This window comes from Halorubrum salipaludis, from assembly GCF_002286985.1.
Lineage (GTDB): Archaea > Halobacteriota > Halobacteria > Halobacteriales > Haloferacaceae > Halorubrum > Halorubrum salipaludis.
Genome location: NZ_NSKC01000003.1, coordinates 141,396 through 156,041 on the forward strand (window position 1 = coordinate 141,396; position 14,646 = coordinate 156,041).

General features: G+C 70.4%; 17 protein-coding genes. 9 read left to right on the plus strand and 8 right to left on the minus strand.

The features are described 5' to 3' along the window. The first annotated feature begins 56 nt into the window (after positions 1-56). The gene (locus CK500_RS06200; protein WP_095636385.1) at positions 57-1,934 is read left to right on the plus strand and encodes a radical SAM protein; all 1,878 of its coding nucleotides are present in this window, start codon (positions 57-59) and stop codon (positions 1,932-1,934) included. A gap of 3 nt (positions 1,935-1,937) precedes the next feature. Then, the gene (locus tag CK500_RS06205) at positions 1,938-2,849 is read left to right on the plus strand and encodes an MBL fold metallo-hydrolase (protein WP_095636386.1); all 912 of its coding nucleotides are present in this window, start codon (positions 1,938-1,940) and stop codon (positions 2,847-2,849) included. A 14-nt stretch (positions 2,850-2,863) separates the two neighbouring features. Here the strand turns inward: CK500_RS06205 and CK500_RS06210 are convergent, their stop codons facing one another. Then, a complete protein-coding gene (locus CK500_RS06210; protein WP_095636387.1) occupies positions 2,864-3,484 on the minus strand; it encodes an HAD family hydrolase in 621 nt (206 codons plus the stop codon). An 82-nt stretch (positions 3,485-3,566) separates the two neighbouring features. Then, a complete protein-coding gene (locus CK500_RS06215) occupies positions 3,567-4,049 on the minus strand; it encodes a DUF7321 family protein (protein WP_095636388.1) in 483 nt (160 codons plus the stop codon). A gap of 127 nt (positions 4,050-4,176) precedes the next feature. Between CK500_RS06215 and CK500_RS06220 the strand changes: the two genes are divergently transcribed. The 7 genes from CK500_RS06220 to CK500_RS06250 all read left to right on the plus strand — a co-directional run bounded on the left by CK500_RS06220 (position 4,177) and on the right by CK500_RS06250 (position 8,509). After that, the gene (locus CK500_RS06220) at positions 4,177-5,001 is read left to right on the plus strand and encodes a DUF7319 domain-containing protein (RefSeq protein WP_095636389.1); all 825 of its coding nucleotides are present in this window, start codon (positions 4,177-4,179) and stop codon (positions 4,999-5,001) included. Positions 5,002-5,096: 95 nt separating this feature from the next. Continuing rightward, positions 5,097-5,735, plus strand: coding sequence for a halocyanin domain-containing protein (locus CK500_RS06225; protein WP_095636390.1), 639 nt, complete (start codon positions 5,097-5,099; stop codon positions 5,733-5,735). Beyond that, complete coding sequence (locus CK500_RS06230) at positions 5,732-6,121, plus strand: DUF7318 family protein (protein WP_095636391.1); 390 nt, start codon at positions 5,732-5,734, stop codon at positions 6,119-6,121. Before CK500_RS06225 ends, CK500_RS06230 begins: the two co-directional genes overlap by 4 nt. Before the next feature lie 7 nt (positions 6,122-6,128). Beyond that, the gene (locus CK500_RS06235; protein WP_095636392.1) at positions 6,129-6,938 is read left to right on the plus strand and encodes a cytochrome b; all 810 of its coding nucleotides are present in this window, start codon (positions 6,129-6,131) and stop codon (positions 6,936-6,938) included. A gap of 4 nt (positions 6,939-6,942) precedes the next feature. Then, entirely contained in the window at positions 6,943-7,731 is a 789-nt protein-coding gene (locus CK500_RS06240; protein ID WP_095636393.1) for a cytochrome b family protein, read from the plus strand. A gap of 39 nt (positions 7,732-7,770) precedes the next feature. Next, positions 7,771-8,226 carry a DUF7315 family membrane protein gene (locus CK500_RS06245; RefSeq protein WP_095636394.1) on the plus strand — a complete coding sequence of 152 codons (456 nt, stop codon included), beginning with the start codon at positions 7,771-7,773 and terminating at the stop codon, positions 8,224-8,226. 4 nt (positions 8,227-8,230) lie between these two features. After that, positions 8,231-8,509: a DUF7314 family protein gene (locus CK500_RS06250; protein ID WP_095636395.1), complete on the plus strand. Its 279-nt coding sequence runs from the start codon at positions 8,231-8,233 to the stop codon at positions 8,507-8,509. A 747-nt stretch (positions 8,510-9,256) separates the two neighbouring features. Here the strand turns inward: CK500_RS06250 and CK500_RS06255 are convergent. The 6 genes from CK500_RS06255 to CK500_RS06280 form a co-directional block, all read right to left on the minus strand. Next, positions 9,257-9,700 carry a DUF7313 family protein gene (locus tag CK500_RS06255; RefSeq protein ID WP_095636396.1) on the minus strand — a complete coding sequence of 148 codons (444 nt, stop codon included), beginning with the start codon at positions 9,698-9,700 and terminating at the stop codon, positions 9,257-9,259. Positions 9,701-9,714: 14 nt separating this feature from the next. Next, the gene (locus CK500_RS06260; protein ID WP_095636397.1) at positions 9,715-10,473 is read right to left on the minus strand and encodes an NAD(+)/NADH kinase; all 759 of its coding nucleotides are present in this window, start codon (positions 10,471-10,473) and stop codon (positions 9,715-9,717) included. A 58-nt stretch (positions 10,474-10,531) separates the two neighbouring features. Further along, positions 10,532-11,848, minus strand: coding sequence for a M28 family peptidase (locus CK500_RS06265; protein WP_095636398.1), 1,317 nt, complete (start codon positions 11,846-11,848; stop codon positions 10,532-10,534). A gap of 89 nt (positions 11,849-11,937) precedes the next feature. Further along, a complete protein-coding gene (locus CK500_RS06270) occupies positions 11,938-12,600 on the minus strand; it encodes a DUF420 domain-containing protein (RefSeq protein ID WP_095636399.1) in 663 nt (220 codons plus the stop codon). 88 nt (positions 12,601-12,688) lie between these two features. Continuing rightward, on the minus strand, positions 12,689-13,741 hold the full coding sequence (locus CK500_RS06275) for an NAD(P)-dependent glycerol-1-phosphate dehydrogenase (RefSeq protein ID WP_095636400.1): 1,053 nt from the start codon (positions 13,739-13,741) through the stop codon (positions 12,689-12,691). Between the two features lie 125 nt (positions 13,742-13,866). Next, positions 13,867-14,565, minus strand: a complete 699-nt coding sequence (locus CK500_RS06280; RefSeq protein ID WP_095636401.1) for a LysE family translocator — start codon at positions 14,563-14,565, stop codon at positions 13,867-13,869. Positions 14,566-14,646 lie beyond the last annotated feature (81 nt).

Below are 14,646 nucleotides of genomic sequence, written 5' to 3' on the forward strand. Positions count from 1 at the left end.
GATCCGCCCCCGCGTTCCGCACGCTTTTCCCGTCTCGGCCGACTACGAGAGGTAACATGACCGATTCGCCCGCGTCGGGCCGGGGCTCGCTCCCGCCCGACCCGAACGACCTCTCCGTCACCATCGTCGACGGCTACGTCGACGAGCCGGCCCACTTCGGCGTGCCGCCGTACATCTCGACGTACCCGCGGTACACCGCCGGCGCGCTCGTCGACGCGGGCGTCCCCGAGTCGCAGGTCACCTACCACACCATCGACGAGCTCCGCGACGACCGGAGCAAGCACGCCGACGTCGCGAACGCGGATCTCATGGTGTACGTCGGCGGGATGACGGTCCCGGGCAAGTACGTCGGCGGCACCCCCGCCGAGCCCGACGAGGTGCGCGAGCTGGGGTGGACCGCGGACGGCGTCACCCTGCTGGGCGGGCCCGTGCGGTTCGGCGTCGGCGAGGAGAACGCGGGCGCACAGGAGACCGAGCGCGACGACCTCGACTACGACTTCGTGGCCATGGGCGACGTGGAGGCGGCCGCGTACGACCTCGTCAGCGAGGGGTTAGAGGGGTTCGGCAACCGGATGCGCGACAACGCGGAGATCGACCGGTGGGCCGAGAAGGGGGCGTTCGTCGTCGAGCAGCACCCGAACCACCCCGACTACCTCATCTGCGAGATGGAGACCTCCCGCGGCTGCGCCTACCGGTGTTCGTTCTGCACGGAGCCGCTGTACGGGAGCCCGGCGTTCCGGGAGGCGCGCTCGGTCGTCGACGAGGTCGACGCGCTCTCGGACCGGGGAGTCAAGCACTTCCGGCTCGGCCGGCAGGCCGACATCCTCGCGTTCGGCGGCGACGGCGAGGCGCCGAACCCCGACGCGCTCCGCGAGCTGTACGGCGGGATCCGCGAGGTCGCGCCCGACCTGCGGACGCTCCACCTCGACAACATGAACCCGGTGACGATCACCGACTACCCCGAGGCCTCCCGCGAGGCGATCCGCGTGATCGCCGAGCACAACACGCCCGGCGACACCGCGGCGTTCGGGCTCGAATCCGCCGACCCCGTGGTTCAGGAGGAGAACAACCTGCTCGTCACCGCCGAGGAGTGTCTTGAGGCGGTCCGCGTCGTCAACGAGGAGGGCGGGTGGCGGCCGGGAGAGACCCCGGCGTCGACGCCCGGCGGCGACGGCCGAGTGATCGGTCCCTCGACCGGCCCCGACGCGAGCCCCCGGCTGCCGAAGCTCCTCCCCGGGATCAACCTCGTCCACGGGCTCGCGGGCGAGCGCCCGGAGACGTACGAGCACAACAAGGAGTTCCTCCAGACCGTCTACGACGAGGGGCTCATGCTCCGCCGGATCAACATCCGGCAGGTGATGGCGTTCGCGGGCACGGAGATGGCCGAGACGGGCGCCGACATCGCACAGGAGCACAAAGACCAGTTCCAGGCGTACAAGAAGGAGGTGCGCGAGACGGTCGACAACCCCATGCTCGACCGGGTCGTCCCGCCGGGGACGGTCCTCCCCGACGTGCACCTGGAGTACCACCAGGACGGCAAGACGTTCGGACGCCAGCTCGGCACCTACGCGCTCCTCGTCGCCGTCCCCGGCGAGCGCGAGCTCGGCACCGCCATCGACGTGGCGATCACGGACCACGGCTACCGCTCCGTGACCGGCGTCCCGTACCCACTCGACGTCAATTCGGCGTCGATGAGCGAGCTGACGGCGATCCCCGGGATCAACCGGAGCAAGGCGGGCGACATCGTGGTCGGGCGCCCGTACGGGTCGATCGAGGCGGTCGACGCCGGCGTCGCCGACCTCTCGCGGTTCGCCGTCGCCGGCGACACGGACGTGCCGATCCCGGGGCGCGAGCGCGCCGGGTCGGGCCCCGGCGCGGACGCGCGCTCGCTGCTCGACCGGCGCGACGGCTCCTCGGTGGGCCGCGGGGACTGAGGGATGGGAGCCTTCGACCCGGGCCCGTTCCCGGGTCCGAGCCCGTCGATCGCCCGCGTCGAGGTCCCGGTCGAGACCCGCGCGCCGGGCGGGACGACGAACGCCCACGCCGCCGGCGGCCTCCTCGTCGACCCGGCCGCCCGGACCGACGCGCTCGACGCGGCAGTCGGCGTCGCCGACGCGGACTCCGACAGAGACGGGGGGACCCCCGAGATCGACGCGATCGCCGTGACCCACGCCCACCCCGACCACGTCGGCGCAGTCGCCGAGTACGCCGACCTGACGGGCGCGCCGGTGTTCGCGCACGCGGACCACGTCGACCGGTTCGCAGCGGCGACCGGCGTCGAGCCTGACGGGACGTTCCGCGGCGGCGACCGCGTCGGCGACACCGGCGTCCGCGCGGTCGAGACGCCGGGCCACGCGCCCGATCACGTCGCGTTCGCGGTCGAGTCGGCGGGAGGGAGTGACGAAGGCGACAGAGGCGTCGCGGCGGACGCGGCCCGCGAACTCCTCTGCGGCGACCTCGCCGTCGCCGAGGGGAGCGTCGTGGTGGGCGCTCCCGAGGGCGACCTCCGCGAGTACCTCGACAGCCTCGACTGCGTCCGCGCGGCCGGGTACGACCGTCTCTACCCCGGTCACGGCCCCGTGATCGACGATCCGGAAGGTGTCTGCGACCGGCTGATCGACCACCGGCTGGAGCGCGAGCGGACGGTCCTCGCGGCGGTCGAGGACGGCGCGAGCGACGTGGAGAGCGTGGTCGACGCCGCGTACGAGAGGGACCTGACCGGCGTCGCGGACCTCGCGCGGGCGACCGTCGTCGCGCACCTCGAAGCGCTGCTCGCGGAGGGACGGATCGGCCGGGAGTGGGGGGACCGGATCGGCGGCGAGCGCGCGGACGGAACTCCTAAAGAATAGCTGTTTCCGGCGCGTCAGAGCTCCGCTTCGAGGTGGGCCGCCAGCTCGTCGAGCGGGGTCTCCGTCACGTCGACGAACCGGCCCCCCACGTCCTCGACGCCGCCGTCGGCGGTCGGGTCGTCGCCCACGTGGACCAGCGACGCGGGCGCGACGCCGAGCGCCTCGGCCGCCGCCTCGAACGCCTTCGGGTGGGGCTTCCGCCAGCCGCAGCCGATGCTCGTCGTGACCGCGTCGAACTCGCCGCGGAGGCCGGCGCGGATCAGCGTCTTGGGGACCAACTCCGGCACCGCGCAGTTCGAGAGGAGGCCGACCGGCCCGCGCTCGCTCACGTCGCGGACGGCCGCCTTGGCGCCGTCGCGCCGGGCCACGTCCGGGTCGAACGCCGCGACGACCGCGTGCCGGACGACGTTGTCGGCGGCCTCGACGCCGCGGGAGTCGAGCGCGTGCGCCACGTGGGCCGGGAGGGGGACCTCGGCGCCCGCCGGGGCGTCCACGTGTCGCTCGCCGTACGCGACGTGCCAGTCGTCCGGTACCGCGACGCCGCGCGACTCCAGCTCGCGCGCGACGATCTCCGCGGGGTCGGAGGGGTACTCCACGTCGACGAGGGTCCCGAACAGGTCGAAGGTGACTGCCACGATATCGGGACTACGGCGAAAACGGGATTGAACCTGTCGGTCGGCGCGGTCGATGCCGGGTTCCGCGCTCCGCGGGCCCCTGTCAGAACATCGATGCGATGTGAAGGGTGTAGAGCCGGTAGAGCCCGGTCACCCACGCGCACAGCCAGAGGAGCATGAACCCGGCCACCCCGGCTCGGAGCCGCGCCCGCCAGTGGCCCATGTCCTCGTGGATCTCGTCGATGTCGACGTCGGGGTCCTCGTAGGCGTCGGCGTTGCGCTTCGCCTGCAGGATTCGGGCGATCCCGGTGAGCGCGAACGCCAGCAGCGCGTACGCCTGCACCCCGAGGAACGCGTGGATCACGGCGATCCCGGACAGGTTCACGAAGAGCCGGGGGATCATCCACCCGACGATCGGGACGGTCGTGAGCACCAGCCCGGCGCCGATGTACCGGAGGTGGCGCATGAGGACGGTCCACGTCACGGTCTCGGTGTCGATCATGATCCACGCCCCGTACAGCAGGAACGGGAGGCTCGCAGTCACCGACAGCCCGGCCGCCGCCGCGATAACCGACTCGTCGACCATTACCCGGGGTTCGGTCTCCGGCGCGTAAAGCCCCGCGATCCGCGGCTCGGTGTCGCGGTATCCCGGGCTCGAACCGTCGGCGCCGCAGACGAAAACAGTTAGCGTCCGGAGGACGTATCGGCGGACAATGGAGGACACCTCGACGGGACCGGACCCGGAGTCGCGGCCGGATCGGGAGCCGGCCGGGCCCGACGGCGACGATCCGGACCGAGGACCGGACGAGTCAGACGGCGACGAGGATCTCGCCGCGCTCCGCGAACGGGTCGAAGAAGAGTACGACTTCGACGACTTCGGCCCCGCCGACATGGCCCGGATGAGCGCCGAGGAGTGGGACGCGGCGTTCGACCCGGACTCGTGGATCACCGGGGACCGCCTGCTCGACCGCGCCGAGGCGGAGCTGAAGACCCGGATCGCGCGCCGGGACGTGTTCGGCGTGTTGGAGCGCGTCCGCGAGGACGGCGAAGACCGGATCCTCGTCTACTCCGACGAGGGGTACGCGATCGTCCGGCCGACGGGCGAGGTGACCGGGCAGGGGACCGTCCTCCGCGACATCGAGCCGATCGTCGCGCTGGCCGCGATGGAGTCGTACGACGTGCCCGAGCCCCCGGACGACTGGTCGCTGCCGCACCCCGACACCGTCCCGGAGGGCTCGGGCGAGTTCGGCAACCTGATGGTCCAGGTGATCGCGGTCGTGCAGGTGCTCGCCGGGGGCGCGCTGCTCGTCGCCTCGTTCGTCACCGACTTGAACACGATCGTCGCGCCGGCGATGGGGATCGTGTTCCTGCTGATCGGCCTGTTTCTCTTCGTCATGGTCGCGAACGCGCGGCTCTCCGATCGGTTCCGTTCGGAGGAGTACCGAGAGCGGCTGCGGGCACTCCGCCAGGCCAAGGAGCGACCCGACTTCGTCCCGGTCGAAGGCGGGGTCGTGAACGAGGAGGACCGAGACGAGTGAACCGCCGATATCGCGGGACACAGGCCTTGTAAACTCCACCGCGTCGACGGATTCAGTCGGTGGGTTTAAGCGCACCCCGTCCCGAGTGAACCTGTATGAAAAGGCGGGAATTTGTGCGGACGGCCGGGGGCGCCAGCGCGGCGGTCGCCGCCTCCGCTGGGGCGACCGGCACGGCGGCTGCACAGGAGGTTCAGCCCGACTGGCCGAGCGGTGTCACCGGCGGAAACCTCGGAGAGTACCAAGACGCCCGCGGCGAGAGCGAGGTCACCGTTGAGGTCGGCGCCGGCAGCGACGGGCTCGCGTTCGCCCCGACCCAGCTGTGGGTCGACACCGGCACGACGATCACGTTCGAGTGGACCGGGAACGGCGGCGACCACAACGTCGTCACGGTCGAGGGTGAGGCCTCCCTCGACAGCGGCGACCCGGTCGGCGAGGAGGGGTACACCTACGAGTACGAGGTGACCGAGGAGGACGCCGGTATCACCCACTACCACTGCTCGCCCCACGACGCTGTCGGGATGCACGCCGGCATCGCCGTCGGCGAGGACGTTCCCACCGTCGAGACCGGCGGGAACACCGGGTGGCCGGAGAACATCGCCCACGTCGGCGTCCCGCTGCACGCCCACTGGGTCGGCATCGCAGCGATACTCGGTATCGCGCTGACCTTCGTGTTCACCTTCTACCTCCTGAAGTACGGTGAGTCGGCTCACACCGGGCACGGAGGTGCGCAATGAGCTCCGGCGGCTCCTCGTACGGCGACATCCACCGGTACGAGCCCGCCCGCGAGAGCACCGCCGCCGCGATCGCGATCGTGCTCCTCACCGTCATCGAGGTCGTGTTCGTCTCCCTGTTCGTCTTCGGGCTCATGTCCGCCTGGGCCTCGACGGAGTTCGGGAACATGTTTGCCGGCGCCCTGCTGGCGATGATCTTCATCGACCTCGCCTTCATCCTCCTGTTGTACCGCAAGGAGTTCCTGCCCGACGTGATGATCGTGAAGAAGCGCCGCCGCAAGTGGGAGGACCTCTACGTCCGCGAGGAGGACAAAGACGGCGTCGGCGTCGACACCGGAAACCTGACCGAGACGCTCAAGCGGGCGGTCTACCCGTACTACAAGAAGTGACCACACAATGAGCCTCAAAAAACAAGACGAGATGGACCACAATGCGTGGCTCAAAAATCAGGACCTGACGGTCATCGAGACCGCCTTCCTGACCACGCTCATCTGGCTCGACAAGCGGCTCCGCATCGTCGACTACCTCGAGCTGCTGGAGACGATGTACTACCGCGCGAACCTCCAGATGCCGAAGAGCCACACCGAACAGTACGACCTCGACAACAAGTTCTGGTACTGGTACCCCCTGTACTCGCTCGGCTCCCTGTCGATCGTCGCGTACCTGGTCGCCGCGGTCTCCGGCGCGCTGCTCGGGTTCTACTACGCGCCGTCGACCGCCGGCGCCGCGGCGCAGGGCGACCCGACGGCCGCGTACGACTCGCTCGTGATGATCATGACGGACGTGCAGTTCGGGTACATGCTCCGTTCGATCCACCGCTGGGCCGCCCAGTTCATGGTGGCCGCGGTGTTCCTTCACATGCTTCGCGTGTACTTCACCGGCTCCTACAAGGAGCCCCGCGAGGTCAACTGGATCCTCGGGATCGTCCTCATTGGCCTGACGCTGCTGTTCGGCTTCTCCGGGTACGTGCTCCCGTGGAAGCAGCTGTCCTTCTGGGCCGCACAGATCGGCGTCGAGATGGCGCTCGCGACGCCCCTCGTGGGCGAGTGGGCGGCACAGCTCCTGTTCGGCGGGTTCACGCTCGGACAGGCGACGCTCGTGAGAATGTACATCCTGCACGTCTTCGTGCTGCCGTTCGTGGTGACGGGGCTCATCGCCCTCCACGTCGGCATCGTCTGGGTGCAGGGCATCGCGGAGCCGCACTAATCCAATGACCGACGACGACACCCCCATGACGGACGGAGGCACCGACGCGGAAGCGCGCACGGACGGCGGTCCGCCGGCGACCGTGCCGCCGGACGACGAGACGCCGACCTGGTCCGACCGCAAGGAGCGCTCGCAGGGACTCGCACAGCTCACCTACCAGTACTTCGAGCGCTCGCGCCGCGAGGACGAGGACCTCCGCGCCGAGTCGACGTACGTCGAGCGCGACGTGCTCGGCTTCCCGACGTGGCCCCACGAGACGCTCCGGAACCTGGCGATCACGAGCTTCTTCGTCGGCATCATGCTCCTCGTCGCGGCGCTGATGCCGGCCCACTTCGGCGAGCCCGCCAACCCCGGTGCGACGCCGGCGATCATCCTGCCCGACTGGTACCTCTACTGGTCGTTCGGGCTGTTGAAGCTCAACCCGCTCAACCCCGAGCTGGCGGTGCTCGGCGGCGACATCGTGATGTCGAACGAGCTGCTCGGCATCGTGGCCCACGGGGTCGTGTTCGGCGTCATCGGACTCGTGCCCTTCCTCAACAAGGGCAGCGCGCGCCGACCCGTCGAGCAGCCGTTCTGGGCCGCCGTCGGCGTGACGGGCGTCATCCTGGCGTTCACGCTTGCGGCGCTCGCGATCCAGAACTTCTTCCCGATCTCGCTCGACCTGCTCATCACCCTCACGTTCGTGTTGCCCGTGCTCGGCGGGATCCTCACCTACGCGGTGTTGAAGACGATGCGTGAAGGGTACATGTACGACCTGAACCGGCGGTACTACATGCTGCGCCCCCCGAAGTAACGGGCCGAACTGCTCCCGATTTTGCGGTCTCCGTCACCGATGTCATCACCATCCAACACCGACGCCGACGACACGCAGGCGTACGACGAGACGGGTGACCCCGTCGCGAAGGACGCCGGGGACGCCGGAGACGGCGACCGGAACCCGCGGACCGAACCCACCGGGCCGCGCGTCGGCCCCGACGGCCGGGAGATCGTCGTTCCGTTTCGGCTGTACAAGGCCGTCACCGTCTTCTCCACGCTCGCCGCCGTGATCGCGTACCTGATCGGCTTCACGCTGATCGACGCGGCGACCTTACAGATCAGCTTCGTCCGGACGGCGATCGTCTACCTGCTCAACAGCGCCGGGCTCTACCCGTCCGACGACCTGTTGGTCGCGGCCCTCGCGATCACCGGAATCGGGTTCCTCGTCGCCGGAACGGCGGTGTACGTTCTCGGCACGCGGTTCCGCGGACAGGGGATGGGAAAGCCTCAAGGCGATTCCAGCGAAACCTGAGATAATGGCAGACGAGTTCATCAAGGGGTTCACCCTCTTCACGCTCGGCGGTCTCGGATGGCTCACCTTCGGCGGCTGGTACCGCACGCCCTCGTACTACGACGTCGTCCAGCTCGTCAACCCGGCTGAAGGAGTCAACACGGCCTACGGCGAGATCGGCCTGGTCGTCGGCGACGCGTCCTTCTGGCTGATGATCCTCGGCGCGCTCACCTTCTGGGTGCTGATTCCGGTGAGTCGCCAGCTCCGCGACGTGCTCGGCGAGGACGCCGAAGCGACGAACTGACTGCGACCGTTTCGGCTTCGGTTTCCACCCTCTGCCCCTTTTCCGTCGTCGTGTCGGCTCCGCGCTTCGATCCGATCGGTTCAGTATGGGCTGTCCTCGGTTCCGTCGTTCGTCCGAAACGGCAGATCGGACCGTCTGATCGATAACGGGAATGGGGATATCGAGACTGCGGTTCGGTCGTTTATAAGTGCTCGAACGGTGTTAGTGTCGGCCGTTTATACGTGAATGACGACGCTCCGAGGAGGGTCTACAAAGCCCCAGCCGTGAGACGGGCGCACGCTCGCTGCGGCCCTCACTCGGTCGCTAGCTCCCTCGTTGCGGTCCTTGCGGCACCTGCGCCCGCCTCACGGCTGCCTATTTGAATCCCGCCCTGCACAGCACCGCACCTCACGCCTCCCCAGCCTCGCGGCTCCCTTCGGTCGCCGCGTCCCTCGCGCGTGCTGACTCGCGGCCTGTCGGCCGCTCGCAGGCACGCAGGGCGAGAGCACAGCTCTCGCTTGCAGCCGGCGGCGGAGCCGCCGGCGACGCCACCGCACGGTTCTTTATAAGTAATCGTCGCCGTCGCTCACTGTTCGCTTAAATATGGCCTTGCCGCCACCGATCTGCAATACCCACTCCCGCTATCGATCACCGCGGCTCTCGCACTACTACAGGAGGAACGGAACGCCCGCTCCGGACTTCGAAGCGCCTCCGCGTTCCCGATCGACGACCGTCGGCCGGAACCGGATTCGTCGGTTCGCGGTCGCCCTACGCGACGACGAACTGGTTCCAGATCCCCGAGACGAGGAAGAACAGCGCGTAGTAGGCGGCGTACACCAACACGAGCAGCGACGCGGCGATCGAGCTCTTGGGGGCCTCGATCGGCATGTCGTTGCGCGCCTCGACGTTGCGCGCCTCCAGCTCGAACAGGTCGGCGATCAGCATCGTGATCACGATCACGGCGAGGATCGTCCCGCTGACGGGGGAGTCGAGGACGAACAGGAACGACAGGAGCAGCAGCCCGATGTTCGTGAACGCGTGCGGCGCGTACGGCTCGACGCTGTCGCCGTCGCTCCCCTGTTCGACGTGGTGCCGGTGCGCGATGTGTCGCGTCGCGAGGTTCGCGACCGCCATCACGAGTATCGCGTACGGCAGCATCGGTCCGACGTCGGACAGCCAGCCGAGCGGAACGAGGAACTGCAGTGGGTCCATACCGACACTTCCGGTCACGACTTATTAGAGTGTTTCCGATCGTCGCGCTCGCGACGCCCCCTCGGCACCGCGAACGCGACCCGGTCGACCGCCTCGATCGCGATCGGACGGTGCGGCTCGACGGTCCCGCATCGCTCCCCGTCGACCACGAGCCCGATCGGTTCGCTCTCCCGTTCGACCGTGATCTGCACCCGATCCCCCGCGACCCACGCGTCCGTCCGGGTGCTGAACGGTGCGATCGGCGCGACCGAGAGTCCGCCGCCGGGCTCCACGAGGGGGGCGCCGACCGCGTTCGCATATCCGTCGCTCCCCAAGGGCGTCGCGACGACGACGCCGTCGGCGCGGACCGACTCGTCCCGGCCGCGGGAGAACGCGACCGCGAACTCCGAGATCCGCGCCGGCTCGTCGGTGACGAGGGCGACGTCGAACGCGGCCCTGCCCGACGCGACCCCCGCGCCCTCGACGCCGAGGACCGGATGCGTGACGCGCCCGACGGGCGCTCCGGTCTCCGACTCCCCGAGGAGCCCGCTGAGGGCGTCGACCGCGCCGTCGCGGTCGAACGCGAGCCGGCGGTCGGCGACCGGGACCACCGTCCCGCCCGGCGCCGCGACGACCGCGTCTCGGATCGCCTCGTCGCCGACCGCCACGAGGAGCGTCGCCTCGGCGCTCGCGGCGGCCGCGAGCCGCCCTCCGGCGTCTCGGACGGCGTCTCGGAGCTCCGACGCGCGCTCGTCGTTGCCGACGACGGCGACGCGGCGTTCCGACGCTTCCATGTCCGGGACTGCGGCCGGCGCGCGTGAAAACCTCCCGGTTCGCGGCGAGCGAGTGGGGCTAGAACGGCCAGTCGCCGGTGATCTTCATCCCCGTCGCCTTCCCCTCCCGCTCGAGCGCGGCCGCGATCTCGTCGGTGGGCCGCCGCGCGGTCGAGACGTCGTCGCCGGCGAGGTCGACGACCAGCTCGGTCAGCAGGATCGCCTGCTCGCGGAGGTTCCGCGACTCCAGCTTGTCGAGCGTGTCCGCGCCGGTGTGTCCCCACCCCCGGCCGCGCCCCTCCGTCTTCCCGGAAACCATGTAGCCGGGGATCCCGCGCTCGACGAACGGCCAGTGGTCGCTGTGGGGGACCAGCTCCTCGCCGAGCGCGATCGGGTGGTCGAACCGGTCGCTCACGCGCTCGCCGGCCGCCGCCAGCGCGTCGAACCCGTGGTGATCGAGCTTCAGGGTGCGACCGAACACGTTGCTGTCGACGTTGACGACGGCCTTGACGCGATCGGGGTCGACGCTCGCGGCGAACTCGGAGGAGCCGACGAGGCCGACCTCCTCGGCGCCGAAGCCGACGAACCGCACTCGCGTGTCGAGCTCGTCTTCGCGGGCCGCCAGGGCGTTCGCGACCTCGACGAGCGTCGCGGTGCCGGCGCCGTTGTCCATCGCGCCCTCGGCGAGGTCGTGGGCGTCGACGTGACAGGAGACGACGAGGTACTCGTCGGTGTCGGGGCCGAGGTCGGCGACCGCGTTCCCGCTCGTCGAGTCGGGCGTCTCGCAGTCGACGGCAACGGTGAGTTCCTCCCCCTCGCGCCGACGCGCGAGGCGCGCGCCGGTCTCCTTCGAGACGCCCACCGCCGGGATCCCGCCGATCGGCGCGTCCGCGGTGCCGACGCTCCCGGTCGGCGGCAGCGTCCCCTCGACGTGGTTCGCGAAGACGAAGGCGGCGGCGCCGGCTTCGACGGCGTGGTAGTACTTCTCGCGGCGGTGGATGAACCGGTCGACGGAGTCGGGGGTGTCCGACGAGACCATCACGACCTTGCCCGTCAGGTCCCCGTCGAAGTCCTCGGGGACGCCGTACCCCAGGTCGACGAACTCGCCGGTCGCCTCGGCGCTCGGGCTCCGGGGGAGCGCGATACAGGCGTTTTGGCCGCTCGCGACGGCCTCGCCGCCGCGTCGGATCTCGCTGTCGCCGCGCTCCCACCCCTGTATCTCGAACTCCTCGATCCGCGCGCCGCGCGCGCCGGCGTCGGTCAGCGCGTCGCGGGTCAGTTCGAGTCCGGCGCGCTCGCCGGCCGAGCCGGCCATGCGGTCGCCGACGTCGACGAGTGATTCGAGGTGGTCCCAGCCGGCGTCGCTCGTGAAGACGTCGCCGATCCAGTCGGTCATGCCTGTGGGTGGCCGGGACGCCGGTCAAACGTTTCGGTGGCGGCGGACGGGGCCGGATCCGGCGCGTCGACGCCGCCGAGACGCGCCGGCTACAGGACGGGAGCAGTCGGAAGGAGGACCGCCGCGGCCTCGGCGGCCGCGAACGTCGAGTCGTACGCGTGGTTCAACATCAGGTAGGTGACGACGCCGAGCACGAGCGAGAGGAGCCACGCGCTCGCCGCGATCCGGCCGACCCGGCGGTGCGGGGTCTCGTTCCGGAGCTCCGCCTCCGAGTGCGTGAGCCCGAGGACGACCGCGTAGAGGACGACCGGCACGGCGACGACGGAGAGGACGATGTGGACCGCGAGCATGAGGAGGTACGCGGGGTAGATCGGCTCCCACAGGGGAACCCACGCGTAGGCGGAGTCGAGGACGAACTCCCGCGTCCCGCCGCCGGCGACCTTCGGCAGGTACAGCCCGAGGAACACGAGGATGAGGGCGAACGAGGTCGTCATCGCGGCCGCGTGCTTCTTCACCTCGCCGTTGCGGATCCAGTACCAGCCGAGCGAGAGGGTACCGATCGCGACGGTGTTGACGGCGGCGATGGCGTGCGCGAGCAGGTCGACGGTGCTCCGCGTCAGCTCGGGAAACAGCGCCTGGAACTGGGGGACGAGGAACACGCCGCCGACGGCGCCGTAGCCGACGACGGTGAGGAGCAGGGTGAGCGCGCCGGCCCGTTCCTTGGCCCGGTCGCGAACGCTGGCGGTGGACATACGCGGAGTTGTCGCGGGACCGTTAACTCGCTTTCGAGCGCGGAACGGGTCGCCGGCCGTCGGCGGACCCGTTCGGTCGCGATCCGGGTCAGCCGTCGATGACGCCCGTCGCGGTCGCGACCTCGATCGCGGCCGCCTCGTTGATCCCGCCCTGTAAGATCGTGTACCGGTCGCGGATCTCGTGGGCGCTCGTGAGGGCGGCGATCAGCTCGGCGTCGTCGATGCCGAGCTCCGCGGCGGTCGTCGGGGCGTCCAGCTCGGCGAGGGCGTCGCGGATCGCGCTCCACTCCCCGTTCTCGCCGCTGTGGAGGTACTCGGTCATGATCGAGGCGACGCCGACCTGGTGACCGTGGAGCGCCCGCCCCGGCGCGGTCCGGTCGAGCTGGTGGGAGATGAGGTGTTCCGCGCCGGAGGCGGGCCGCGAGGAGCCCGCGATCGACATCGCGACGCCGGAGGAGACGAGCGCCTTCACGACGACCCACGCCGACTCCTCTAACCCGGGTCGGATCATATCGGCGTTCTCGACGAGCAGCTCCGCGGTCATCTCCGAGAGCGCGCCCGCGTACTCGCTGTACTCGACGTTACGCAGCCGGCGCGCGAGCCGCCAGTCCTTCACCGCGGTGTAGTTCGAGATGATGTCGGCACAGCCCGCGGTGGTGAGCCGCCACGGGGCCTCCGCGATCAGCGTCGTGTCCGCGACGACCGCCAGCGGCGGGTCGGCCGCGACCGAGTGGCGCGTGTCGCCCTCGGGGATCGACGAGCGCCCCGAGACGATCCCGTCGTGGGAGGCGACCGTGGGGACGGAGACGAAGCCGACGCCGAGGTGGTCGGCGGCCATCTTCGCGATGTCGATCGGCTTCCCGCCGCCGAGGGCGATCAGGTAGCCGGGGTCGACCGCCTCCGCGGTCTCGGTGAGCTCCTCGACCGCCTCGAAGGAGGCCTCCTCGACGACGGCGGTCGCGGGGTCGTCGAACTGCGCGCGCACCCGGTCGCCGGCGATGTCGTTGGGCGTCGGGCTCGTCACGATCAGCGGTCGCCCCGTGAGGTAGAGCTCGCCGACCGCCTCGCCGAGGTCGTCGAGGACGCCGTGGCCCACGAGCACGTTCCGCGGGAGCTTGATCCACGTGGTCTTCTCGAACATACCGGGCGGTCGCGCCCGCGGGTGAAAGCCGTTGTCCATGCTGGGCGGCGACGTTGTCCATGCCGGTCGGCGCGGCCGTCGCCCGTGTCGGTGGTCGCGGTCGCGGAGGCCTGTCTCTCGCCCCGCTACGCGCCGAGCGCCGCCAGCGTGGTCGCCGCGTCGTAGAGGAAGTAGACGCCGAACCCGGCGAGCACGACCGCGGAGCCGACGGCGACGATCGGCGCGAACGTCTCGATCCGGCGCTCGGCGGCGACAAGCCCGGTCGGGAACCCGGCGACCCAGACCAGCACGCCGAGGAAGAACCCGCCGATGAGCGCGGGCGAGCCGGTGGCGACGACGAAGGTCCCTGCGAGGTCCGCGCCGACGACGGGGAGCCGGGCGAGCACGTCGAGCTCGCCCGGCCGGAGGAGGCCGACGCCGACCGTCAGCCAGAACAGCACCTGGTACGGGTTCGTCAGCGCGAGCACCAGCGCCTTGCGGAACCCCTTCCCCTCCGCGACGATGGGCTCGTCGCCAGAGGTGGGGCGGAACGACGCGCGGGCGCCCCGCGCCGCGCCGACGGCGAAGTACAGCATCAGGACGCCGCCGACCGCGATCATGGCGCCCCGCAACAGCGGGAACGACTCCACGACCGCGACGACGCCGAGGTACGCGAGGACGAAGAAGATCGCGTCGGCGGTCGCGGCGCCGAGGCCGGCGCGGAAGCCGGCGAGGCGACCGCGGAGCACCGCCTCCTCGGCGATCACGGCGTTCATCGGCCCGGGCGGCGCCGCGAGCGCCAGCCCGAAGACGACGCCGGCGCCGAGCGTTACGAGGAGACTCACACCGTTCGGGAGGGCCGTTTTCGTGAAAAGCCTCGCGAACGAAGGGTGATCCTCACGGGCGGAGAACCAGCATCGATGAGC